This window comes from Roseospira visakhapatnamensis (assembly GCF_014197915.1).
Taxonomy (GTDB): Bacteria; Pseudomonadota; Alphaproteobacteria; order Rhodospirillales; family Rhodospirillaceae; genus Rhodospira; species Rhodospira visakhapatnamensis.
Genome location: NZ_JACIGK010000019.1, coordinates 23,361 through 45,341, shown reverse-complemented (window position 1 = coordinate 45,341; position 21,981 = coordinate 23,361). Strand labels below are relative to the sequence as shown.

Here is a 21,981-nt window from a genome sequence, read left to right as displayed (position 1 = left end):
AATTGGTGAAGAGTCGTCCGTCACCGTCCGCCGCGCGATTCCTCGCGAGGGATGCGCGGCGCGAATCGCCCCCCTCATATTCCCTTCGATATACTTAAAATGCGATGGAGTGATGGTCGACACTGACAAGGAGATTCCAGATATTGGGACCCGCACCCCAGGACAATAAACCATATCTGGCCCTGCACGAAAACACGCTGTATTTGGTCATGACCTCTTTCCATTCCATCCCGACTCCGGGCATAACAGTCGCGGCAGGCGGGACTCCGATCGAGGCCGGACCAAGACCTCGCGGGGACCAGGGTGACGGAGGGCGACAGCCCGCGCGGAGGGGGACCGCGCACCCGATCGTCGTCGGTCAGGGGTCGGCATGGGGGCCATTTCGCAACAAGGAGGTGTTTTCGTCGTGACCCATACTGTGCCCATGACCGCCAATGTACCGCAGGCTCTGTTGGACAGGTTGACGTCCCTGGCGGAGCGAACGGGACGGTCCTCCGAGGAATGCCTTGTGCAGGCGATCGGAGAGTTCTGCGATACTTGGGAAGACTACCACAAGACGGTCGATCAGCTTTTGCGCGAGGACGATCGCCGGTTGTTGCGGGTGGCCAATACCTGAGGATGCCCGGGCCGCGCGCGATGGCCGGCTCCGGGGACGATAGCCCGGGCGACGATAGCCCGGGGTTTGCCTCGCGGTTTGGCCTGGTCTGGCGGCGCGCGGAGGGCGCCGTGGCGGCTCACGCCATGAGTTGACCACCGTTGACCTCCACCACCTGGCCCGTCACGTATCCGCCCAGCGTCGGTGAAAGCAGGGTCAACGCCGGGCCGGCGCAGTCGGCCGGCGTGCCCAGGCGGCCCAGGGGAATGCTCGCGCGCGTGCTCTCCAGCTTTTGCGGTGTCGAGTGCCGCTGATGAAAGGCGGTGTCGACGGTGCCCGGCGACAAGGCGTTGACACGGATGCCGCGTGGCGATAGTTCGCGCGCCAAGGATCGCGTCAGGGTGGACAGGAACGCCTTGCAGGCGCTGTACATCGACGAGCCCGGGCTCCCCCCGGTGCGGGCGCTGATGGACCCCAGGAACAGCACGGAGGCGTGCGCGCTGTCCGTCAGGGCGGGCAGGGCGGCTTGCGTGACCTTGACCGCCTGGCGGACGTTCAGGTCGAAGACGCGATCCAGGAAAGTGTCGTCGATGGCTTCGAACGGCATGCGGCCCACCATGCCGCCGGCGTTGTTCACGACCGCGTCCAGCCCGCCCAGGGCGTCGACCGCCCAGGCGACCACGGCGGCCGGCTGACCGGCGGCGGTCAGGTCGGCGGCGCGGGTCGTGACGGCGTCGCCGGTCTCGGCCGTCAGCGCGCGGGCGGTCTCGGCGCCGTCGTGATACTGCGCGGCCACCCGGGCGCCCGTCGCCGCCAGGGCGCGCGTGATTCCGCCGCCGATGCCGGTGGTCCCGCCGGTCACCAGCACGCGCAGGCCGGCGAGGCCGAGGGACGGGTCGGGTGTGGGCGAAGCGGTGATCATGGGAGCCTCGGGGATCGCGGGGGTGGGCAGGGTGCCCGGACCATGACTCCACCGGCGGCGAAAGGGAAGGGCGCGACTCTCCGCGTTCCCCGCCCTCCCATGTGACCTTGTGACCCCACCGGGCGTTCGCTACGGTTGGCCTCCGCTTTCCCCATCCCTTTCGCCCGAGAGGCGCCCCGCCGATGTCCCAGCGTCGCACCATCCGTGTCCTCCAGGCCCGTCCGCCGGGTGTGTCGGGCGTGGCGGCGCTGGACGACCTGACCCTGATCGTGGTCGAGGGGCTGCGCGAACTGGGCCACGCCGTCGACCGGGTCACGGGGGGCACGGACCCGCGGGCGCTGACCGTGTTGATCGGCGGACACCTTCTGCCGGGACCGGACCTGGCGGCGCTGCCGCCGGAGGTGGTGGTTTACAACGCCGTGCCCATCCCCGTCGGTGGTATCGCCGCGACCCACCCGGACTATGCGCGCCTGCTGGTCCGCAATCCGGTGTGGGACGTCAGCCGCGCGTCTCTGGATTCCCTGGCTCAGGCCACCAGCCGCGCCGAGGGCCTGTCGCACGTGCCGCCGGGCTGGGTGCCGGCCCTGGGACGCGTGCCGCCGGCCCGGGCCCAGGACATCGGCCTGCTGTTCATCGGCGGCATGGACCGGGCGCGCTGGCGTCTGCTGGCCGACCTGGAGGCCAAGGGCCTGGAGGTGCGCCACGTCGCCGAGGTCCACGGCCACAAGCGCGACGCCCTGGTGGCGCGGGCGCGCGCGGTGCTGGAACTGCCGCCCCTCAAGGACCAGGCGCCGGAGCCGACCCGCCTGCTCTACCTTCTGGCCAACCGCAAGGCGGTGATCGCCGAGCCGACGCTGGACCTGGAGGCCGATGAAATCCTGCGCGGCGGGGTGCGCATCGCCGCCTTCGCCGAACTGGCGCGCGCCTGCCAGCGCCTCAACACCGATATCGACGGCCGCAATGCCCTGGAACTGCGGGGCTTCGACGCCGTGCGGCGGCGGGACGCGGCGACCATCCTCAAGCGGGCCCTGGCGCGCCTGCCGGAGTCCCTGCGCGAGGCGGGAACCGGTGGCGAGCGCCGCTTTGTCGGTCCCGGGCCGAGCGGTTGGGCACGGCCGACGGGGGGCGCCAAGCCGGCGGTGTCGGTGCCGGGCGGGACGCCGGCGGTGCTGAACCTGAACGGCGGGCGCGACCCGGTCGAGGAGGCCATCAACCTTGACTGGCCCGGAGTCTCGACCCCGGTCGGGGCGGCGTCGCCCGACATGCTGGCCGACCCCTGCGATCCGGGCATCGTCGGGCAGGTGTTCGAGACCGAGCGCTTCGGCGCGGTGGCGCTGCTGGCGGGCGGCTTCCGGCGTATCCTGGCGCCCTGGGTGCCGGCGCGGGCACGCGACCTGACGGGCTTGATGACCACCTGTCTGGCGTTGCTGGCCGAGGACGGGGCGCTGGAACTGCTGGTGCCCTACGACCTGTCTCATGGGGCCTGGGCGGATCCGGCCAACGTGCGCGCCTTCAACGAGCACGCGTTCACCGCCTTCACCGACGGACACGCGGCCATCGGCTGGACCCGGGCGCGCTTCGTCCTGCAAAGCCTGGAGTTCGCCTTTACCCGCCTGGGCGAGCGCCTGGAGGCCGAGGGCGCGTCCGTGGAGGATATCCTGCGCACGCCCCGGGCGGTGGATGCCATGCGGGTGATGCTGCGCAAGCGGACGCTGTCGGTCACCGAGGGGGGGTGAGGTCCGCCGGTGTCGCGCCCTCCACCGAGCGGGCGTTGGTCATCAGCTTGTCGATTAGACGCGACAGGCAGGCCCGCTCCGAGTCCGTCAGCAACGCCATGAGGCGCTGCTCGTAGTCCAGGGCGGCGGGCACGATCCGCTCATAGATCGCCCGTCCCTCCGGCGTCAGGGACAGGATGGCGCGGCGCCGGTCGTGCGGGTCGGGCGCGCGCGACACCAGTCCGGCGGTGATCATGCGGGCGATGGCCCGGCTGACCTGCACCTTGTCCATGGCCGTGCGCGCCGCCACGGTGTTCGCGCACGGCGGGGTCTCGGCCGGGGAGGGAGGGGCGGCCGAACGCTCGCCGAGCGTGGCCATCACCCGCCATTCGGCCACGCCGAGTCCGAAGCGGTCCCGGTAGGCCAGGGCCACCGCGTGGCTGATGGTGTTGGCCAGCACCGACAGGCGATAGGGCAGGAAGGTTTCCAGGCGCAGCACCCGGGCCGCGCCCGCGTCCTCTCCGTCCGTGGTCCCAGCCGCGCCCGATGGCGGGTCGGGGGCGGTCGGGGCCGGCTGGCCGGTCGCGCAGGCGTCGCAGCGCGGGTGCGGGGCATCGGGCGGTATGGGATCCTGAGTCGTCATCGGGGGTCCTGGCAGTTGAGGGCCGGTCATGGGGCGGGGGAGGAACACCAACGATTTTGTCTTGGAAATGGTTTCATGTGAAACTATTCTTGCGTCCGAGACGATGATCGCGCACCGTCGGCCGGCTTGGCCACGCGGCTGGACGACCAGCCCACGGTATTCGGAGAGGACGCGTCCCCATGAAATCCTGGATTCCCGTTTCGCGCGTCGAGGGCCGGGCCAGCCGCCAGGCCCATTGCGACTTGCCCGAGGGCACCTACGAACGCGAGGCCGGGCGCGAGGGGTTCTTCGGCCCGGCCACCCAGTTCCACCATCGCCATCCGCCCACCGGCTGGAACCGTTTCGACGGCCCCCTGCGCCCGCGCGCCTTCGACCTGACCCGCTTGGAGCCCGCCGGTCCCAGTCCCTTCGCCGCGCCGGTGATCCTGCACAACGCCCACACCCAAATCCGCCTGTGGCGGACCGACGGGGCCATGGACCACCTGGTGCGCAACACCGACGGCGACCAGGTGCTGTTCATCCATGAGGGCGGCGGTCACCTGTTCTGCGACTACGGGCACCTGGCCGTGCGGGAGGGCGACTACGTGGTGCTGCCGCGTGGCACCGCCTGGCGCGTGTCCTGGGACGGGTCGGCCATGGTGCTGCTGGTCGAGGCGACCAACGATGCCTTCGGCCTGCCGCTCAAGGGGCCGGTGGGACGCCAGGCGATCTTCGATCCCGCCGTGCTGGACGTGCCGGCGATCGACGCGGCGTTCCTGGATCAGCAGGACGAGGCCGAATGGCACACCGTGGTCAAGCGCCGGAACGAACTGACCACCCTCGTGCATCCGTTCAATCCCCTGGACGCGGTGGGCTGGCACGGCGACCTGGCGCCGGTGCGCCTGAACTGGCGCGACATCCGCCCCCTGATGAGCCATCGCTATCACGTGCCGCCCTCGGCCCATACCACGTGGCTGGCGGATCGCGTGGTGATCTGCACCTTCTGCCCGCGCCCGATCGAAAGCGATCCCGGCGCGTTGAAGCTGCCCTACTACCATTCCAACGACGACTATGACGAGGTGATCTTCTATCACCGGGGTCAGTTCTTCTCGCGCGACAACATCCATCCGGGCATGAGCACCTTCCACCCGGCCGGTTTCCCCCACGGTCCCCATCCCGGCGCCTATCAGACCGCCATGCGGCATGCGCGCAAGGAAACCGACGAGGTCGCCGTGATGATCGACACCCGCGATGTCCTGGAGGTCGGCGACCTGCCCGCCGGCGTGGAGTGGACGGGCTATGCCGACTCCTGGAAGACCAATACCAGGTGATTCCTGCCTCTCTACTCTTCAACGGAGCGGGACCGCCATGAAACTCGCCTCCCTCAAGCATGGGCGCGATGGCCGCCTGGTGATCGTGTCCCGCGACCTGAGCCGGTGCGTGCCGGTGCCGGCGATCGCGCCGACCCTGCAGGCGGCGCTGGACGACTGGTCGGCCTGTGCGCCGCGTCTGGCCGAGGTGGCCGTGGCGCTGGAGGCCGGCGCGGTGGCCGACGCCCGGCCGTTCGATCCCGCCGCCTGCGCCGCGCCGTTGCCGCGGGCCTACCAGTGGGCCGACGGCTCGGCCTACGTGAACCACGTCGAACTGGTGCGCCGGGCGCGCGGCGCGGACGTTCCGGACAGCATCTGGACCGATCCGCTGATGTACCAGGGGGGCTCCGACGCCTTCCTGGGGCCGTGCGACGACATCGTGCTGGCCGATGACGCCCCCTGGGGCATCGATTTCGAGGGCGAGATCGCCGTGGTCACCGATGACGTGCCCATGGGCGTGTCCGAGGCCGACGCGGCCGGGCATGTCGCGCTGGTGATGCTGGTCAACGACGTGTCGCTGCGCGGCCTGATCCCTGGGGAACTGGCCAAGGGCTTCGGCTTCTTCCAGTCCAAGCCGTCCAGCGCCTTTTCGCCGGTGGCGGTGACGCCGGACGACCTGGGGGATGCCTGGGACGGCGCCCGTCTGCATGGCCGGCTGCTGTCGTTCATCAACGGCGTGCCCTTCGGGATGCCGGATGCCGGCCGGGACATGACCTTCGGGTTTCCGCGCCTGATCGCCCACGCGGCCCGGACCCGGCCACTGGGGGCGGGGACCATCATCGGCTCGGGGACGGTATCCAACCGGCAGGGCACCGGTCACGGCTCGGCCCTGGCCGACGGCGGCGTCGGCTACTCCTGCCTCGCCGAGGTGCGCATGATCGAGACCATCCGCGACGGTCAGCCGGCGACGTCGTTCCTGCGCTTCGGCGACCGGGTGCGGATCACCATGGAGGACGGCGCGGGGGCGTCGATCTTCGGGGCCATCGACCAGCGGGTGGCGCGCTACGATCGCGCCTGAGCGGGGCGGCTGAAGCATTGCGGGTCCCGGACTCGCGCCGTATCGTGAGGGCGTGCGGGATGGACCGGACCGTCCGCCGTCCACCTTGCCCGGGACGACGCCCATGCGGAACTTCGACTACTTCGGAACCTTCCTGGAGACCACGCGCGACCTGATGGCGCGGGAGTCCCCCGGCGGGCTCGACCCTCGGACGCTGTCGAAGGTCGCCGGGACACGCGCGCCGGCCGTCGATGCGTTCCTAAAGGGGGCGGGGCTTGCGGGGGACGGGCCACGCGGCGCGGGGGCCGGGCGGCCGGCGGCGCATGGCGCCGATCCCGCCACCCTGGTTCTGCGGGCCCTCCAGGCGGGGCACCGAGACGCGCCGGCGCTGGCGACCGCCACGGGACTGGGGCCGTCGGACCTGCTGGAGACCCTGAAGGGGCAGGTGTTCCTGGGTACGGTGCGCGACGGCGAGGGGCCGGACGGGACCCGCCTGTTCGACCTGACCGAGGCCGGACAACGCCTGCTGGCGCTGGCCGACGACGGACGGTAACGCGGGAGCGCGGGAGGGATCGCATGGAGACCGCACCGGACCCGGCGTTATGGGAGTGGATCGCGGTGGCGGTCCTCGGTGCCCTGGTTGGGGTGGCCGAACTGGTCGGGCGCTATCGGGCGGCGCCGCTGGCGGCGCTTCGCAACATTCCGGCGGCGCTGTACGTCTCGGTCAACGCCGTGGCGTCGCTGATGGCGTTGTTCGTCCTCACGCGCTGGCTGCCGCCGGAGTTGTCGGCCGGTACCGACATTCCGGGCCGGGCCGCGAACGTTCTGATCGCCGGCCTGTCCGCCATGGCGTTCCTGCGAAGCTCCCTGCTGACCCTGCGGGCCAACGACGTCGACGTGCCCGTCGGACCCAGCTTCGTGTTGCAGGCGATCAGTGGCGCGGCCGATCGGGCGGTGGACCGGCTTCTTGCCGTGCGGCGCTCGGTCTACATCGCGCGGGTTATGGACGGGCTCGACTTCGACAAGGCACGCCTGGGTCTGGCGCCGCACTGTTTCGCGCTGATGCAGAACGTCGGCCCGGCGGAGCAGCACGCGATCGCCAAGGCGCTTCAGAGCCTGCGGAACGACGATGTCGACGACACCATCAAGGTGCAGACCCTGGGCTTGGTTCTCATGAACATTGTCGGCCGGGATGTGCTCGACAAGGCCGTGACCAATCTCAAGGCCGGCCTGTCGCCCGACGCGACCGAACCCGACGAGAGCGACCGAGACGCCCACGCCGGCCGCGAGGCCGTGGCGCGGGCGGCCATCGTCCGGCGGCTTCTGGAGGGCCTCGACTTTCAGACGGTCAGCCGGACCGTGGTGGTGTATTGCCTGGCGATCGCCGAGGATGTCGATCCGGAGCAGCAGCAGGCGCTGGCGCGGCTGATCGCCTCGCTGGACGCGCGGGACATGGACGACTGGGTCCGCGTCCAGGTGCTCGGCCTCAGTGTGATCCGGGTCGTCGGTCGGGACGTGCTGGAGACGGTTGTCGCCGCGCTGCGGGACCGGCACCCGCCCGAGCCGCCCGACCTCCCGGACCCGACCTCTGAACATCGACGGACATCATGAAGCTGTATACCTACTGGCGGTCCTCGGCGGCGATGCGGGTGCGCATGGCCCTGACCCTGAAGGCGTTGTCCTGCGAGATGGTGCCGGTGCATCTGGCGCGGAACGGCGGCGAGCATCGCGGCGCCGCCCATCTGGCACGCCATCCGCAAGGGCTGGTGCCGGTGCTCGACCTCGACGGCGGCGGCCTGGTGATCCAGTCGCTGGCGATCATCGAGTACCTGGAGGAGACGTATCCGGATCCCCCCCTGCTGCCGGCCGATGCCCTGGGACGGGCGCGGGTGCGGGCCCTCGCCCAGGCCATCGCCTGCGAGATCCACCCGCTCCAGAACCTGCGCGTGCGGCAGTACCTGACGGGGCCCCTGGCGATGGATGACGAGGCCCTGGGACGGTGGAACCGGCATTGGGTGGAAGACGGATTGCGGAGCGTGGAGCGACTGCTGGCGGACGCGCCCGAGACCGGCCGATTCTGCCACGGCGATACGCCGACGGTGGCCGATTGCTGCCTGGTGCCGCAGCTCTACAACGCCCGTCGCTTCGGCTGCGATCTGTCCGGCCTGGACACGATCCTGCGCATCGATGCCGCCTGTCAGGCCCTGCCGGCGGTCCAGGCGGCGGCGCCGGAGCGACAGTCCGACGCCGAATAGGCCGTTTCGACCGGACCTCAGGGGCTCGTGGACGGCGCGGTTGGCGGCGGCGCCGTCGTGTCCTTGGTGTCCTTCGCCGGAGTGTCCTTCGCCGGGGTGTCCGTGGTTGGGGCCGACGCGGTGGGCGTGGCGCGCGTCAGGTAGGGGCGGTACTTCATGTCCTCGCGCAGGATGTGGCGCATCAGCCAGTCCGACAGGAAGTCGAACAGCGGCAGGATCAAGGCCTCCGACTCGGGGACGGACAGGAGCTTCTGTTCAAAGCTGACAAGGCGCCGCTTCAGGTCGCGATGAATGCGCACGTGTGCTTCATAGTCCGGATAGCGGCTCAGCCGCATCAACCGTTCCTCGCAATCGAAGTGGTATTCCGTGTATTTCACCAGCTCTCGCACGATTTGCGAGGGCGTTTCGTCCGACCGCTCACTCCGCATGACGTCATGCAGCTGGTTCAGCAGCCCGATCAGCTTGCGGTGATCGTTGTCGAGGGCCTCGACCCCCACGCTCATCCGCTCTTTCCATTCGATCAGCGCCATGTCGCGCCCCCATTCTGTCCCCGTCCCCAAGCGACCGATCCGCACGCGGGACCGTGACTCTGTGTGACCCAGTCCCGGCGGACATCGCGTTGCGAATCCGCAATGCGGCGATCCGCAAGGAATGGTCCTCTGGATACATTGGTTTGACCGTCCAGGAAACCAGGGACTCGAAGAGCACGGGTGAAGCTGGGCCGGCCCGAGCAGGGGTTGTGCTGATTGTCACAGTGGGCGTGTCGGGCAAGGAACCCGTTCTGGATTCGCGGGATGACGGACACGGTGTATGATGGTGCGATGCGGCATTTTCGCAACGCTCTGAGGCATTTTGAATTTGGTGCTTTACAGGAGGCCGGTCATCGGCCATCTTTTGCACTGCAGCACGGGGTCCCTTCGCTCCGCGAAGCCGTGTTGTGTATCTTGGACGTTTCCTCCCTAAACTTGGGCCGTGCTAAAGCGCGGCCCCTTTTTTTTGGGGTCATTCCCGAGTCTGCGGATCGTGGGAGTCCCGGGGCATGCGGGGGACACGCCCCGACATCCGGCCCCGACGTTGGCATTGGGCGAAGTCGCCGGGCGATGTTATTCTGAGACCCTTATCCGGTTGGCGGTGTCCCGGCGACTCGGCCCACGTGGCGAGCCGCGTGAGAGACGCGCCCCTTGTGATGGTGTCCGGCATCATCGGCGCGGGCCGTGGTGCCGACGGCGCCGGTGGCGCCGATGGTCAGGGCGCGCCTGCTTCGCGGGCGCCGCGGCAAGAAAGGTGCGGTATGAGTGTCGTTTGGACCGATGAACGGGTGCAGGACCTGAGACGGCTGTGGAGCGAGGGCCTGACCACGGGTGAGATCGGCAAGGCGCTGGGCGTCTCCAAGAACGCGGTGGTGGGCAAGGCGCACCGGCTGGGGCTGAAGGGCCGTCCATCGCCGATCAAGCGGGTCAAGCAGAAGCAACCCAAACAGGACAGCCGCATCAGTTCGGTGATCGACCTGTCGGCGCACACCTGCCGCTGGCCCGTGGGCGACCCGAAGGAGCCCGGCTTCCACTTCTGCGGCAAGCCGGCCATCCCCACCAAGCCCTACTGTCCGGAACACGCGGCCGTGGCCTACGTGAACTCCTCCAGCCGCTCCAGCAAGGACGACGACGCGGCGTAGGATCACGGGTCGGCCAAGGGTCTGGGATGCGTGCCGCCTGGGGGCCGTGGAGGACGCGGCGGTGCGCGGGCGGCCCGATGATGTCCGCCTGTCGAGCCATGCCCGCCTGTCGTGCCATGGATGCCTATCGCGCCATGACGATGCGCGGGGCCGGGTCGTTCAGGCTGCGGATCACCCAGTCGTAATAGACGAAGCCCTGCGGGCCGTCGGCCCGGGCCTGGGCGTTGTGGCTCAGCACCGGACGGTCGGTGGCCACCCGCATCTTGCCGCGCATGTCCATGCCGACGGCCTGGAGCCGCTGGCGGTTGTCGTCGGTGATGGCGTGGGTGCGCACCACGAGCAAGCCGTCCTCGCGCGACAGGATGGCGATGATGCGGGCATTACCGCGCAGGAAGTAGAAGCTTTCGTCGCCGTCCACGTGTCCGGTGGTTTCGTAGAACACGCGGAAGCGCCCCGCGCCCTCGTGTTCTACCGTGCTGAACTCCGGATAGCGTTCCAGGTCGCGCCGGATGTTCTCCACCTTCTCGGCGATCTCGTCGGGCGACAGCGCCCCCTTGCGGATGTCGGCCCACAACGGCGCCCAGGTCAGGGTGCCGGAGTAGGTGATGCCGAAATCGCCCTGGCGGTTGACGCGAACCTCGACCAGGAAGTCGTCGGGGACGTAGCAACTGGCGACCAGCGGCAGAAGGATCAGTCCGGTGACGAGGATCCGCCACCACGCGCGCGCCCGGCGGCCCCATCGTGCAGGTCCGGGACGTCCGCGCGGGGCCGTGAGCGCATGGTGCGTGATCCTGGGCTCACGCACCATGCTCTATCACTCTGATATTCAAGCAAATCGTCGTCGCGATCCGGTTCGGATCGCTCGGGATTTGCTCTAGCCGACCACCGTCTTGGCCTGTTGCCATAGCTGTTCCATCTCCTCCAGGGAGGCGTCGTCGGTGTCGCGGCCGGCGGCGTCCAGTCGCTCTTCCAGATAGCGAAACCGGCGTTCGAACTTTCTGTTGGTGTGGCGGAGTGCCGACTCCGCATCCACATTCAGCTTACGGGCGAGCTGGACGCAGGTAAACATCAGGTCGCCGACCTCGTCGACCAGTCGCGCCTGCCCGGCGCCGGCGTTGACCTCGGCCCGCACCTCGTCCAGTTCTTCCTGCACCTTGTCCAGCAGGCGGGTGGGGTCGGGCCAGTCGAAGCCGACACGGGCCACCCTGTTTCCCATCTTCTGCGCGCGGGTGGTCGCCGGAAGGCCCACGGTCAGGCCGTCAAGGACGCCGTGATGGGCCTTCTCGGCACGCTCGCGGGTTTTCTGTGCTTCCCAGGACTCCGTCTGTTCGGCCGCGTCGATCACGCTGACGGTGCCGACCCCATCGGCGTCGAACACATGGGGGTGACGCCGGACCAGCTTGTCGGCGATGGCCGTCGCCACGGCGTCGAAGTCGAACAGGGCGGCTTCCTCGGCCATGCGGGCGTGGAACACGACCTGAAGAAGCAGATCGCCCAACTCGTCCCGCAGGTCGGCCATGTCGTCGCGCTCGATGGCGTCGGCGACTTCATAGGCTTCCTCGATGGTGTGCGGGGCGACGGTGGCGAAGGTCTGCTCCACATCCCAGGGGCACCCGCCCTGGGGATCGCGCAGGCGCGCCATGATGGCCAGAAGGCGGTCGATGGGACGGGCGATGGACTCGGGATCGTGTGTCATGGCCCTGGCGTAGCCGCTTCCGTGCGGGGGCGCAAGATCCCGGCACCGCCCGACAGCGGATCGGACGTCGGGTGTCGGGCGACCGGCGCGATGCCGGCGCCGCCGTGAGGAGAGCCACCGGCGAGAGACGAGAGGCGCGGTGTCTGTCCGTGAGTCTGAGGCATCGGACCCGGCGATGGCCGGCGGAGTCATGCTCGTCCGGTGCGGATGTCAGGCGACCTGATCGATGGACGTGGAGACCGGTCCGAACGGCAGGGACAGCGTGAGTTCGATCCGGCCGTCGCGGCGGGTATCGCTGGAGGCACCGACCAGCCGGTTCACAAGGTCGTAGGTTCCCACGCCGGTCCGGGTTTCCAGTCGCGAGGGCGGGGGTATCCGTTCGGCGGCGTCGGTGGCGCCGTCGTCTGTGACGGCCGAGACGGCCCGGGACACATCGGCGGCCTGGGTGGTCGCGGTGCCGGCGTCCGCGCGGCCCGCCCCGGCCGTCGGCGCGGCGGCGCCGGCCTTCTGGCCGAACAACTGCGCGAGGAAACCGAGAGCACCGGACAGCAGCGAGACGCGGCCCGTCCGCAGGGTGTCCAGCAGGCTGGATCCCCGGCCGCTCGATCCCTGGGTCGTGCCGGGCGCCGCCGTCGCCGCCTCGCGGGCGTCGGGGCTCGCCCGGTCCTCGCGGGGTCGGTCTCCCGCCGCGATGTCGGGCCGTGGGCGGGCCTCCGGGCCCGTCCGTCCGACGGTGGACGGTGTCGGCGTCTGGGCGGCCGGCGTTGGGGGCGGAGGCGTCTGGGTCGTCAGATCAAGACGTCGGAACGACGCGAGACCCGCCGCTCCGCTGGCGCCCTGGTCGAGAAGGGAGCGACGCGCGCCGACACCGCGTCCCGCCGTGGCGGGATCGATGGGTAAGACCGGCGCGGTCGATTGAGGCAACCCAGAAACAGTCATGACGTCTTCTCCGTCACTCCCGCACAAGTGACCGCCGCTTCTGCGGCGGATCTCCCGCGAGACTCTCCCGATCGAGCCCGGCAAGGACTGTGCAAGCGCTACCCGAGCGCATGAATGATCAATTTAATGAAAAGTAAACCACACCTTTGTGCCAACGGAAACCAAAACCGACTCCATCCGTGCACGCTCCTGAGGTTACCACCCGTTTGCCTTGATGTTTGTGGCGACCATCACACCTTAATCCTCGAGGAGCCTTGATCTGCTTTGCGGTGTGGGCGGTGCCGGAACCGTGGGAGCGCGGTTCCACCCACAACATGGTGTGTTAGGCCCCCCGAACCTACGCTTCATAGGGTGCGGGTCCCAGGGCTCACGGCAGCGGCGCGAGGAGATGTCCGCGAAAGAAATCGGGACTTTCTCTTGCGATGCGTTTTTTTCGAGGTCGCCGCGTAGACGCCGTCACCGGCCCTCGGTCGCGGCGGTCCGCAAGACGCCTCGGACGCCGTCCCCGGCGGAGACTCCGTTACCCGGCCAGGGCGCGCGACCGCTGTGTGGCGGCCGCGACGGCGTCCGTCATCAGGGGCGGCAATCCCCGCGTCTCGTCCATCAGAACGGACAGGGCGGCGGCCGTGGTGCCGTTCGGGCTGGTCACATTGCGCCGCAGGGTCGCCGGATCCTCGGTGGCGTGGTCCATTAGGGCGCCGGCTCCGGCGACGGTGGCCCGCGCCAGGCGGGCCGCCAGGCCGGGCGGCAGGCCCGCCTGGGCGCCGGCCTCGGCCAGGCACTCGGCCAGCAGGAAGACATAGGCCGGGCCGCTGCCGGAAACGGCGGTGACGGCGTCGATCAGATCTTCGTCCTCGACCCAGGCGACGTCCCCGACGGCGCGCAACAGCGCCTCGCACAGCGCCCGTCCCAGCGGGGTCACCCGGTCGTTGGCGCAGGCCACGGTCATGCCGCGATGCACGGCGGCGGGGGTGTTGGGGATGGTTCGCACCACCGGGGTTTCCGGCCCCAGGATCCGTTCGACGCTGGCGATGCGCTTGCCGGCGGCCACCGACAGGAACACCGTGGCCGTGCCGCCCAGGGACCGGTAGGCGGGCAGGACCTGATCCATGAGCTGGGGCTTGACGGCCAGCACCACCACGTCGGGCGCCGGGGCGTCGGCCAGCGCGGCGGTGTCGGGCACCCCCCGCACGCCCCCGGCCGGCGTCGGCGCGGCCGGATCGATGACGGTGAGGTGGGCCGGCGGCAGGCCGCGCCGCAACCACCCGGTCAGCAGGGCGCCGCCCATCTTGCCGGCGCCCACCAGCCACACGCGGGCCGCGCCCAGGGCCGCGCGGTCGAGCGCGCCGTCCGGCGTGCCGGTCTCGGAGGGGGGCGCCGTGGGGAGCACCTCCGGGGGCGTCTCTGGCGACGACGTCACGGGTGGAACGGTCATGGTCTCATGCCTCGCCGGCGGTATCCAGAAGCGCGGCGGCGATGGCCTCGGCGGGGCTCTTGCCGCCCCAGATGACGAACTGGAAGGCGGGATAGAAGCGGTCGCACTCGCCGATGGCGATGTCCATCAACTCCCGCGCCTCGTCGGCGGCGATGCGGCGCTCGCCCAACAGCACGGTGTGGCGGAACATGGGCGCGCCTTCCTCGGTCCACAGCGCGAAATGGCCCAGCCACATGCGTTCGTTCAGGTGCGCGAGCAACTCGAAGACGGCGGCGCGGCGTCCTTCCGGCACGCGCATGTCGAAGGCACAGGACAGGTGCAGGGCGCCCAGTTCCTCGGACCAGGCCAGGAACAGACCCAGGTTGCACCATTGGCTGGGAACCTCCACGACCATCTCGTCCTCGCCGCGACGGTCGAACACCCACTCCTTGACCGACAGGAACTGTTCGATGAGGTCGAGCGGGTTGGCGGTCTTCGAATCGGCCCGGATCGCCGTGATGGTCATCGCGCCCTCCCATGGTGGACGGGGTTGCTGCGGTCGCGCGCGCGCTGCGACGGCGAGGGCCGTACCCTTTGGTCGCCGATTCGCCTTGGCCTGAGGTCCGGGATGGGACCGCCACGGTTCATCATCCGCGCCATCGTCCTCGGTGGTATCGCGGCCCCACGGACGACCGCGCACCAACGGACCGACGTCAACATATGGGGTCCACTGCTTACTCCGGCCACCAGAACACCATGTCAAAGGACCCGCGTGAGTGCAAGGTCCGGGTCTGGGCGGGCGGCGTGAAACGATCGTGACACGCCATGCCCACCCGTGGCCTCCGGTTAGCAGGGTTCAGGGGGTGGATGCAAGTCGAGCAAACGGCCTATTCCCCGGTTCGATCGGGGTCTTGCCGGCCGCGCGAGGGGGGCTTCGTCATGGCGCGTGACCGGACCTCGGGGTCCGCGACACGGCCCCTGACATGGCCTGTGACATGGGGGACGATCACGTGTTGTCCCGGGCGGCTTCCAGGGCGGCGAGGCGGGCGGCCAGGCGCTCGTTTTCCGCGCGGGCCTCGGCGGCCATCTCGTGCACGGCCTCGAATTCCTCGCGGGTGACCAGATTCAGATCGTGGGCGGTCCGCTCCACGCGCTGCCGCACCAGTTCCTCGATCTCGCTGCGCAGTCCGCCCAGCGCCCCCAGGGCGCCCCCGGCGACACGGCCGAGATCGTCGAGAATCTTCGGTCCGCCGTTCGACATGATGGGTCTCCTTCCGTCGGTGCTGGGGTTCGCATGGCGTCATGTTTGCGCGCCCGGGGGCGCGACGATGCCGGGAATATGGGCCGGGCCGGACATCCTGGCAACCGCGCGCGTCGGCCGCGCGGTGGTCCGGACGGATCGAAAGTGCGCTAGGCATCGTCGCCGGGCCAGGCGGTCAGACGACGCCCCTCGGCGGCGGCCTCGCGGGCGACGCGGAAGAACAGGGCGATCTCGGCGGCGACGGCCGCGCCCGCGTCCGGATCCAGGGCGGCCTGGGCCAGCCGGGCGCCGATCTCGCGCCGCCAGTCCTCGTGCCGGGCGAGCCGCAGCGCCAGGTTGACGAAATGCACGGGATCGCGGGCCACGAGGTCGGTGATGCCCCAGTGCCGGTACAGCCCGGCGACGACGCCCGTGCCCGGCGGCGACCCGGCCAAGGTGACGGCCGGCACGCCCAGGGTCATCGCTTCCATCACCGTGGCGCCCGCTCCCGCCCCGGGGGCGTCCAGCACGGCATCGGCCAGGCGGGCCACGCCCAGCAGGTGCGGCCGGCGCAGCGACGGCAGCACCCGCACCCGGTCCAGGACGGCCGGTCCGCCCTCAAGGCGCCGCCAGCGGTCCAGCAGCCTTTGGGCCAGCGATCGGTGCGGCCCCCCGGGCAGCATCAGGACCCCGCGGGTGTCCCGTCGCAGCAAGTCGACCCAGGCCCGGTCATGGAGGGGGGGGAACCGTCCCGGATCGGCGAGCGCCAGATACAGGCGCGCCTCGCCCGGGGGGGGCAGGCCCAGGTCGGCGCGGCGGAGGCTGGCATGGGGCGGGGCCGACGGCAGGCGCAGGGGCAGGCCCCGCAGGCGGATGAGCCGTTCCGTGTGCCGCCGCTGGGCCTCGGCGTCGTGCCACGCGGCGGCGGTCAGCACATAGTCCAGGGTGGCGATGCCGCTGGTGGCCGGGCGGCCGAGGATCATGGCCTGCACCGGCGCCAGGCGCCCGAACACCAGCGCCCACGTCAACGGCGACGCCATCGGGTCGACCGCCAGCAGGCCGTCGGGCCGCAGGTCGGCGATCATCGCCCGGGCCTGGTCCAGGTCGGCGGGCAGCGGCGTGGTCGCGCCGGCCGCCGACGCCGGGTCCGTGGCGATGATCGAGGGCGCGCCCGGCGGGCGCAGCACGGTGACCGACAGGTCGGGGCGTGCCGCCAGATCCGGGCTCAGGCGGGCCGCCAGGGGGGCCAGGCTGTCCTGGGGCGCGGGGTCCTCGGGCGGCAGCAGCACGACCAGACGCAACGGGGCATCGGCCAGAGGCGCGGCCGCCAGGCGCGCCGTATGCGTCAGCCCGGGACACAGGCCGCGCGCCACCTGGGCCACGCGGCTCATGACGGCGGCGGTGTCCCGGCCGTGGCCCTCCAGGGCATCGGGCGAGACGGCCAGCGCGGCCAGGGGATCGGCGTTCGGACCGCGCGGGGTCGCGTCGGTCTCCAGCGCGTCCAGGTCGGCCAGCAGGCGCTCGTGGGCGGCGTCCAGGGCGGCCTCGGACTCAGGCATGACGGGCAGGTGCAGGGCGCGGCGCAGGCTGACCGCCGGGTCCGGCGCCAGCCGCAGCCGCCAGTCGAGCAGCCGCCGGGCCGCCGCCCACTGGCCCTGGCGCCGGCGGACCTCGGCCAACGCGTCGTAGGCGGCCGGCAGGGCCGGATCGGCGGCCACCGCGCGTTTCAGGGCCGTGGCCGCCGACTCGCCCGGGCCCACGGCGATGGCGGCCTGTCCCAGGTCCAGCCAGGAGGTTCCCTTCGCCGGGGCCAGCCGGGCGGCGCGGCCCCGCCAGCGAATGGCCTCGGGCAGCCGTCCGCCGTGAAGATGCGCGGTGCCGAGGGCGCCGGCCGGGCCGGGCGCGTTGGGGCTCAGCGCCACCGCCGCGCGGGCATCGGCGAGCGCGCCATCGATATCGCCCAGCGCCCGGCGGGCTCCGGCCCGGGCCAGGCGTGCCCCCAGGTGATCCGGGGTCAGGCGCAGGGCGATACCCAGGCGGTTCTCGGCCCGGTCGCGTCGCCCCAGCGCCAGCAGGGCGTTGGCGTGGCGGACCAGGGCGCCGGGCTCGGGACGCAGATGGGCGGCATGGGCCAGGCACCGTTCGGCGTCGTGACGCAGGCCCCGTTCGGCGGCCATCAGCCCCAGGTCCTGCCAGGGTTCGGCGCGCGCCGGGTCCAGCGCGATGGCCGTCGCCAGGGCGGCGGCGGCCTCGGCATGACATCCCAGCGCGCGCCACGCGTGGGCCAGATTGGCCTGAAGCAAGGCGTCGCGCGGTGCCAGATGGCGGCTGCGCTCCAGCGGTGCGAGCGCCGCCTCCGCGTCGCCTTGCTGCAACGACGCGGCGCCCAGCATGTGCCAGCCATCGGTGAGTCCGGGATCCAGGATGACGGCCCGCCGATAGAGCGCCAGCGCCTCGCGGACCTGTCCCGCCTTGTGCCGGCGCAGGCCCTCCACGAGCAGCGCGCGGGACGACGGCGCCGAGGTGGTGGAGGCCGGGGTGCGCGTCCGCGCGGAGGCGAGAGGATCGGGCATGGGGGTCCGTTGTCGGGCAACCGGTCAGGGAGGGTGGGCGCGGCGCTTTGCGTGGGTGGCGCGCCGGACGACCCGAAGGAAAGTCCAGGTATTGTTGCTCGCCGGTCGCGGCGGGTCAAACGACGGTCCATACCACGTCCGCCCCGGGGTGGTTTGCGACCGGGATCACAGGGCGGGTCCGGCGTGCCCCCGGTGTCCCGTGCCGTCGCCGGCAACAGGCCCGTTGCAATCCCGCGTCACGCGGGCATGATGCCACCCCATGACCCTCGAAGACCTTCGCGGGCGACGCCCCGCCGCCGCGCTGATGCTGCAAGGCACCGGCTCCGACGTGGGAAAGTCGCTGCTGGTGGCCGGGCTGGCCCGGGCGTTGACCCGGCGGGGCCTGACCGTGCGCCCGTTCAAGCCGCAGAACATGTCCAACAATGCCGCCGTCACCCGGGAGGGTGGCGAGATCGGCCGCGCCCAGGCCTTGCAGGCGCGCGCCTGCGGGGTGGCGCCGTCCGTGCACATGAACCCGGTGCTGCTCAAGCCCCAGACCGACGTGGGCAGCCAGGTGGTGGTGCAGGGCCGGGTGCGGGGCAATGCCGGCGCCCGGGACTACCAGGGGCTTAAGCCGACCCTGTTGCCGGCGGTGCTGGACAGCTTCGCCCGGTTGCGCGCCGAGGCCGACATCGTCGTGGTGGAGGGCGCGGGCAGCGCCAGCGAAGTGAACTTGCGGGCCGGCGACATCGCCAACATGGGCTTCGCCGTGGCCACCGGAACGCCGGTGGTGCTGGTGGGCGATATCGACCGGGGCGGCGTGATCGGCTCGCTGGTGGGCACCTGGGCGTTGTTGCCAGCCGAGGACCGGGCGCTTCTGAAGGGCTACGTCATCAACAAGTTCCGGGGCGATCCCAGCCTGTTCACCCCGGCGGTGGACATCTTGCGCGACCGTACCGGTCTGCCCTGCCTGGGCATCGTCCCCTGGGTCGCGCGCGCCGCCGATCTGCCGGCCGAGGACGCCGTGGCCCTGGAGCGTCCGGCGACCGCCGGGCCGGCGGCCGAGCGGCCGGTCAAGGTGGGTGTCCTTCGTCTGTCGCGCATCGCCAACTTCGACGATCTCGACCCGCTGTCCGCCGAGCCGGACGTGTCGCTGACCTTCGTCGCCCCGGGGCGGGCGCTGCCGGGGGATCTGGACCTCGTGATTCTGCCAGGGTCCAAGGCGACGCTGGCGGATCTCGCGTTCCTCCGGACGCAGGGCTGGGACATCGACCTGATGGCCCACTGGCGGCGCGGCGGGGCGGTGCTGGGCCTGTGCGCCGGCTACCAGATGCTCGGCCGCGTGGTGCGCGACCCCGAGGGCATCGAGGGACCACCCGGCGAGGCACCCGGGCTGGGGTTGCTGGACGTCGAGACGACCATCGGCCGGCGCAAGACCCTGCGCGAGGGTCCGTTGGGCTACGAGATGCACATGGGCGTCACCGAGGGGCCGGACACGGGCCGTCCCTGGCCGGCCGGGCCGGCGGGGCTGGCGGCCGTGGGCGCGGCCAGCCATGACGGCCGGGTGCTGGGCTGCTACCTGCATGGCCTGCTGCACCGGGACGAGACGCGCCGGGCGCTGCTGGCGCTGCTGCGGCCGGGCCGCGCCGAGGGATCGGCCTTCGAGGCCCGGGTCGAGTCCGCCCTGGACGCCCTGGCCGATACCGTGGCCGGTGTGGTGGACCTGGATGCCCTGGCGCGCATCGCCCGGACCGCGACGCCGGACACCTGAGGCGGGGGCCGCCTTACCTGGCTGCGGACGCCGGGGGGGAGGCCAGGCCCTCGCGCAGGCCGCGCAGGATCGCCGTCGCCTTGGCGCGGCCGTCGTCCTCCAGCGCCAGCACCCGCCAGAGCTGGACCACCAGGGCCAGCAAGTCCTGCGCCATCCAGCCCGGGTGACGGCGCCCCCAGGCGCGCCATAGCCGCAGGCGGTTGCGGGCCATGGCGCGGCAGCGGAACGGCGCGTGGTTGCTGCACCACACGGTGCGCCCCAGCACCCGGTGCGCGGTCTGGCGGCCCAGCGCGTGATCGAGCACCGCGTCGCCCACCACCGCCAGCCGGACACCGGCGGCCGTCAGGCGGAAGCAGTACTCCACGTCCAGATAGTCGATAAAGAAATCGGCGCGCATCGGCCCCACGGCGCGGACCGCCTCGGCGCGGATCAGCGAGCCCGAGGCGATGACGAACACCGGGTCCGCCAGGATCCCGGACTCGGGAGCCGGTCGCTTGCGCGGCCACAGGCCGCGTCCATGGGCGGTGAGGAAACCGGGCACGCGCCCACTGTCGGGATAGCGCAGGCGTGGCGCCAGCAGGCCGAAGGCGCCCGGGTGCGCCGCCTCCACCCGCGCCAGCGCGGCCACCATGTCCGGCGCCGGGGTGCTGTCGTCATCCATCAGCAGCAGCCAGGCGAAGCCGGCCGCCAGCGCCGCCGCCATGCCCTGGTTCTGGGCCGCCGCCAGCCCCTGGTTGTCGGGATTGAGAACCAGCGAGACCGCCGGCAGGGCCTCCGCCGCCGCCCGCAACGCGGCCACGGTGTCGGGGCCGGAGCCGTTATCCACCACCACCACCGCGTCCACCTGCGCGGCCAGCCGGGCCAGCCGGTCACCGATGCCGGCGGCGTCGGCATGGTAGGTGACCACCACCGCCGCCACCGTCCCGAGGGTCGGGTGCAGGGACGCGTCCGGGCATCGCAGCGCCGGCGCCGGCGCGGGCGCTGGCGGGGTCGGCCAGGGCTCAGTCATGCGCGGTGCCCTCGCTCGCCGGAGGCCAGTGCTTGGGCGCACGGGTCAGCAGCCGTGCCGGGTTCCAGGTCAGCGCGCGCGCCAGGGTCCCCAGGGGCACACGGCGCGTGCGCTGGATCGCCCGGCGCTGGGCGAGCACGCCGGTGGGGCCCCAAAGGCCGGCGAGGCCGTCGCGCAGCCCGCGCCAGGCCGCGCCGGCCGCGCCGTGACGCGCGGCGCGGGCCAGCATGGCCAGATGCCCCAGCGCATGCAGGGGCAGCAGCGGCAGGAGCCAGGCGGTCGGGGTGGTGCGCGTGAACACCCACAGCATGTTGCGCCGATCGTGATAGATGCCGAACGCCCCGTGGCGCGACGTGGTGCCGCTGCCCAGGTGGCGGACGATGGCGGCGGCAACGGTCACGCAGCACCCGCCTCGCAACCGGTGCCGCAGGGCGAGGTCCACGTCCTCGCCATAGCAGAAGAAGCGGTCCTCGAAGCCGCCCAGGGCCTCGAAATCGGTCCGCGCCCACAGGGCGGCGGCGGCGCAGGGGCCGAACACCCCCAGATCGGTCGCGGGCGCCAGGGTCGCGCGGTCCCCCTTGTAGCCGCCACGCCAGGCGAGTCCGGCCGGGCACCAGCAATCGCCGATGCCGTCCAGCCGCGCGGGGTCGGCGGCGTCCACCTGGACCGAACCGAAGGCCGTGCCCGACGGAAAGCGCCGGGCGGCGGCCATCAGCGCCGCCAGCCAGCCGGGTTCGGGAAAGGCATCGGGGTTGAGCAACGCCAGCCAGCGGCCGCGCGCGTGCCGGGCGGCGAGGTTGTTGCCGGCGGCGAAGCCCAGGTTGTGGCCGGGCTCCAGCACCGTCACGGGAAACGGCCGCGTCGCCGCCTGAGCCCGCGCCCAGGCGGCCCCGCCCGGGCCGTTTTCCACCACCACGACCTCGAACGCCGTCCAGGTCTGCGCCGCCAGGTGGTCCAGGGCCCGTGTCGCCAGGGCGGCACTGTCATGGGACACCACAAGGACGCTCACCTCGGGATCGGGATTGGACGGCGCCACGGATCACCTGTCGGAACGCGAGGAACGGCGGAGCGGATGAGTGTGACTCATCCGCTCCCGGGCGCCTTGCAGGCGCCCGGATGGTCCAGATCTTGGCACCGCAAAGCGGTGCCAGGGCGGCCCCGGCCCACTCCCCCACCCGGCCACCCACGGCAGTGTACTTGGGGTGGTCGGGT

The 21,981-nt window shown here is 71.5% G+C and carries 21 protein-coding genes; 9 read left to right on the top strand and 12 right to left on the bottom strand.

Features of this window, described 5'->3' with window-relative positions; translation table 11 throughout:
* The first annotated feature begins 406 nt into the window (after window positions 1–406).
* Window positions 407–616: a ribbon-helix-helix domain-containing protein gene (locus tag GGD89_RS12765; protein ID WP_184045840.1), complete on the top strand. Its 210-nt coding sequence runs from the start codon at window positions 407–409 to the stop codon at window positions 614–616.
* A gap of 118 nt (window positions 617–734) precedes the next feature.
* Here GGD89_RS12765 and GGD89_RS12760 read toward each other — a convergent pair whose 3' ends face one another.
* The gene (locus GGD89_RS12760) at window positions 735–1,517 is read right to left on the bottom strand and encodes an SDR family NAD(P)-dependent oxidoreductase (RefSeq protein ID WP_184045838.1); all 783 of its coding nucleotides are present in this window, start codon (window positions 1,515–1,517) and stop codon (window positions 735–737) included.
* Between the two features lie 182 nt (window positions 1,518–1,699).
* Here GGD89_RS12760 and GGD89_RS12755 point away from each other — a divergent pair, with 182 nt between their 5' ends.
* Window positions 1,700–3,253, top strand: coding sequence for a hypothetical protein (locus GGD89_RS12755; RefSeq protein WP_184045836.1), 1,554 nt, complete (start codon window positions 1,700–1,702; stop codon window positions 3,251–3,253).
* On the opposite strand, the gene GGD89_RS12750 is transcribed toward GGD89_RS12755, so the two are convergent.
* On the bottom strand, window positions 3,237–3,875 hold the full coding sequence (locus GGD89_RS12750; protein ID WP_184045834.1) for a MarR family winged helix-turn-helix transcriptional regulator: 639 nt from the start codon (window positions 3,873–3,875) through the stop codon (window positions 3,237–3,239). The two genes, GGD89_RS12755 and GGD89_RS12750, sit on opposite strands and share 17 nt — an antisense overlap.
* A 179-nt stretch (window positions 3,876–4,054) precedes the next feature.
* Here GGD89_RS12750 and GGD89_RS12745 point away from each other — a divergent pair, with 179 nt between their 5' ends.
* From GGD89_RS12745 to maiA, 5 genes are all read left to right on the top strand, one after another.
* Window positions 4,055–5,185: a homogentisate 1,2-dioxygenase gene (locus GGD89_RS12745; protein WP_184045832.1), complete on the top strand. Its 1,131-nt coding sequence runs from the start codon at window positions 4,055–4,057 to the stop codon at window positions 5,183–5,185.
* 37 nt (window positions 5,186–5,222) lie between these two features.
* A complete protein-coding gene (locus tag GGD89_RS12740; RefSeq protein WP_184045830.1) occupies window positions 5,223–6,242 on the top strand; it encodes a fumarylacetoacetate hydrolase family protein in 1,020 nt (339 codons plus the stop codon).
* 103 nt (window positions 6,243–6,345) lie between these two features.
* On the top strand, window positions 6,346–6,774 hold the full coding sequence (locus tag GGD89_RS12735) for a hypothetical protein (protein WP_184045828.1): 429 nt from the start codon (window positions 6,346–6,348) through the stop codon (window positions 6,772–6,774).
* Between the two features lie 23 nt (window positions 6,775–6,797).
* Entirely contained in the window at window positions 6,798–7,832 is a 1,035-nt protein-coding gene (locus tag GGD89_RS12730) for a hypothetical protein (RefSeq protein ID WP_184045826.1), read from the top strand.
* Window positions 7,829–8,476, top strand: a complete 648-nt coding sequence (maiA, locus tag GGD89_RS12725) for a maleylacetoacetate isomerase (RefSeq protein WP_184045824.1) — start codon at window positions 7,829–7,831, stop codon at window positions 8,474–8,476. The genes GGD89_RS12730 and maiA overlap by 4 nt, the downstream gene beginning before the upstream one ends.
* 17 nt (window positions 8,477–8,493) lie before the next feature.
* Here the strand turns inward: maiA and GGD89_RS12720 are convergent, their stop codons facing one another.
* A complete protein-coding gene (locus GGD89_RS12720; protein WP_184045822.1) occupies window positions 8,494–9,006 on the bottom strand; it encodes a bacteriohemerythrin in 513 nt (170 codons plus the stop codon).
* A gap of 761 nt (window positions 9,007–9,767) precedes the next feature.
* On the opposite strand from GGD89_RS12720, the gene GGD89_RS12715 reads away from it, so the two are divergent.
* Window positions 9,768–10,148, top strand: coding sequence for a GcrA family cell cycle regulator (locus GGD89_RS12715; protein WP_184045820.1), 381 nt, complete (start codon window positions 9,768–9,770; stop codon window positions 10,146–10,148).
* Between the two features lie 124 nt (window positions 10,149–10,272).
* Here the strand turns inward: GGD89_RS12715 and GGD89_RS12710 are convergent, their stop codons facing one another.
* From GGD89_RS12710 to GGD89_RS20395, 7 genes are all read right to left on the bottom strand, one after another.
* Entirely contained in the window at window positions 10,273–10,956 is a 684-nt protein-coding gene (locus tag GGD89_RS12710; protein ID WP_184045818.1) for a hypothetical protein, read from the bottom strand.
* Window positions 10,957–11,022: 66 nt separating this feature from the next.
* The gene (gene mazG / locus GGD89_RS12705) at window positions 11,023–11,844 is read right to left on the bottom strand and encodes a nucleoside triphosphate pyrophosphohydrolase (protein ID WP_184045816.1); all 822 of its coding nucleotides are present in this window, start codon (window positions 11,842–11,844) and stop codon (window positions 11,023–11,025) included.
* 210 nt (window positions 11,845–12,054) lie between these two features.
* Window positions 12,055–12,783, bottom strand: a complete 729-nt coding sequence (locus GGD89_RS12700) for a hypothetical protein (RefSeq protein WP_184045814.1) — start codon at window positions 12,781–12,783, stop codon at window positions 12,055–12,057.
* Window positions 12,784–13,303: 520 nt separating this feature from the next.
* The gene (gene proC / locus GGD89_RS12695) at window positions 13,304–14,071 is read right to left on the bottom strand and encodes a pyrroline-5-carboxylate reductase (protein ID WP_246423094.1); all 768 of its coding nucleotides are present in this window, start codon (window positions 14,069–14,071) and stop codon (window positions 13,304–13,306) included.
* 151 nt (window positions 14,072–14,222) lie between these two features.
* Complete coding sequence (locus GGD89_RS12690; RefSeq protein WP_184045809.1) at window positions 14,223–14,723, bottom strand: type III secretion system chaperone family protein; 501 nt, start codon at window positions 14,721–14,723, stop codon at window positions 14,223–14,225.
* 480 nt (window positions 14,724–15,203) lie between these two features.
* Window positions 15,204–15,458: an accessory factor UbiK family protein gene (locus GGD89_RS12685; protein ID WP_184045807.1), complete on the bottom strand. Its 255-nt coding sequence runs from the start codon at window positions 15,456–15,458 to the stop codon at window positions 15,204–15,206.
* 149 nt (window positions 15,459–15,607) lie between these two features.
* The gene (locus GGD89_RS20395; RefSeq protein ID WP_184045805.1) at window positions 15,608–18,010 is read right to left on the bottom strand and encodes a UDP-N-acetylglucosamine--peptide N-acetylglucosaminyltransferase SPINDLY family protein; all 2,403 of its coding nucleotides are present in this window, start codon (window positions 18,008–18,010) and stop codon (window positions 15,608–15,610) included.
* Between the two features lie 259 nt (window positions 18,011–18,269).
* On the opposite strand from GGD89_RS20395, the gene GGD89_RS12675 reads away from it, so the two are divergent.
* Complete coding sequence (locus GGD89_RS12675) at window positions 18,270–19,760, top strand: cobyric acid synthase (RefSeq protein ID WP_246423089.1); 1,491 nt, start codon at window positions 18,270–18,272, stop codon at window positions 19,758–19,760.
* Window positions 19,761–19,773: 13 nt separating this feature from the next.
* On the opposite strand, the gene GGD89_RS12670 is transcribed toward GGD89_RS12675, so the two are convergent.
* Window positions 19,774–20,769, bottom strand: coding sequence for a glycosyltransferase (locus GGD89_RS12670; RefSeq protein ID WP_184045803.1), 996 nt, complete (start codon window positions 20,767–20,769; stop codon window positions 19,774–19,776).
* On the bottom strand, window positions 20,762–21,805 hold the full coding sequence (locus tag GGD89_RS12665; RefSeq protein WP_184045801.1) for a glycosyltransferase: 1,044 nt from the start codon (window positions 21,803–21,805) through the stop codon (window positions 20,762–20,764). The genes GGD89_RS12670 and GGD89_RS12665 overlap by 8 nt, the downstream gene beginning before the upstream one ends.
* Window positions 21,806–21,981: the final 176 nt, after the last annotated feature.

Bases quoted from the DNA above. Each gene is read 5' to 3' on its own strand.
- GGD89_RS12760 (WP_184045838.1), bottom strand. From the start codon at position 1,517: ATGATCACCGCTTCGCCCACACCCGACCCGTCCCTCGGCCTCGCCGGC.
- GGD89_RS12755 (WP_184045836.1), top strand. From the start codon at position 1,700: ATGTCCCAGCGTCGCACCATCCGTGTCCTCCAGGCCCGTCCGCCGGGT.
- GGD89_RS12750 (WP_184045834.1), bottom strand. From the start codon at position 3,875: ATGACGACTCAGGATCCCATACCGCCCGATGCCCCGCACCCGCGCTGC.
- GGD89_RS12745 (WP_184045832.1), top strand. From the start codon at position 4,055: ATGAAATCCTGGATTCCCGTTTCGCGCGTCGAGGGCCGGGCCAGCCGC.
- GGD89_RS12740 (WP_184045830.1), top strand. From the start codon at position 5,223: ATGAAACTCGCCTCCCTCAAGCATGGGCGCGATGGCCGCCTGGTGATC.
- GGD89_RS12735 (WP_184045828.1), top strand. From the start codon at position 6,346: ATGCGGAACTTCGACTACTTCGGAACCTTCCTGGAGACCACGCGCGAC.
- GGD89_RS12730 (WP_184045826.1), top strand. From the start codon at position 6,798: ATGGAGACCGCACCGGACCCGGCGTTATGGGAGTGGATCGCGGTGGCG.
- maiA (WP_184045824.1), top strand. From the start codon at position 7,829: ATGAAGCTGTATACCTACTGGCGGTCCTCGGCGGCGATGCGGGTGCGC.
- GGD89_RS12720 (WP_184045822.1), bottom strand. From the start codon at position 9,006: ATGGCGCTGATCGAATGGAAAGAGCGGATGAGCGTGGGGGTCGAGGCC.
- GGD89_RS12715 (WP_184045820.1), top strand. From the start codon at position 9,768: ATGAGTGTCGTTTGGACCGATGAACGGGTGCAGGACCTGAGACGGCTG.
- GGD89_RS12710 (WP_184045818.1), bottom strand. From the start codon at position 10,956: ATGGTGCGTGAGCCCAGGATCACGCACCATGCGCTCACGGCCCCGCGC.
- mazG (WP_184045816.1), bottom strand. From the start codon at position 11,844: ATGACACACGATCCCGAGTCCATCGCCCGTCCCATCGACCGCCTTCTG.
- GGD89_RS12700 (WP_184045814.1), bottom strand. From the start codon at position 12,783: ATGACTGTTTCTGGGTTGCCTCAATCGACCGCGCCGGTCTTACCCATC.
- proC (WP_246423094.1), bottom strand. From the start codon at position 14,071: ATGGGCGGCGCCCTGCTGACCGGGTGGTTGCGGCGCGGCCTGCCGCCG.
- GGD89_RS12690 (WP_184045809.1), bottom strand. From the start codon at position 14,723: ATGACCATCACGGCGATCCGGGCCGATTCGAAGACCGCCAACCCGCTC.
- GGD89_RS12685 (WP_184045807.1), bottom strand. From the start codon at position 15,458: ATGTCGAACGGCGGACCGAAGATTCTCGACGATCTCGGCCGTGTCGCC.
- GGD89_RS20395 (WP_184045805.1), bottom strand. From the start codon at position 18,010: ATGCCCGATCCTCTCGCCTCCGCGCGGACGCGCACCCCGGCCTCCACC.
- GGD89_RS12675 (WP_246423089.1), top strand. From the start codon at position 18,270: ATGACCCTCGAAGACCTTCGCGGGCGACGCCCCGCCGCCGCGCTGATG.
- GGD89_RS12670 (WP_184045803.1), bottom strand. From the start codon at position 20,769: ATGACTGAGCCCTGGCCGACCCCGCCAGCGCCCGCGCCGGCGCCGGCG.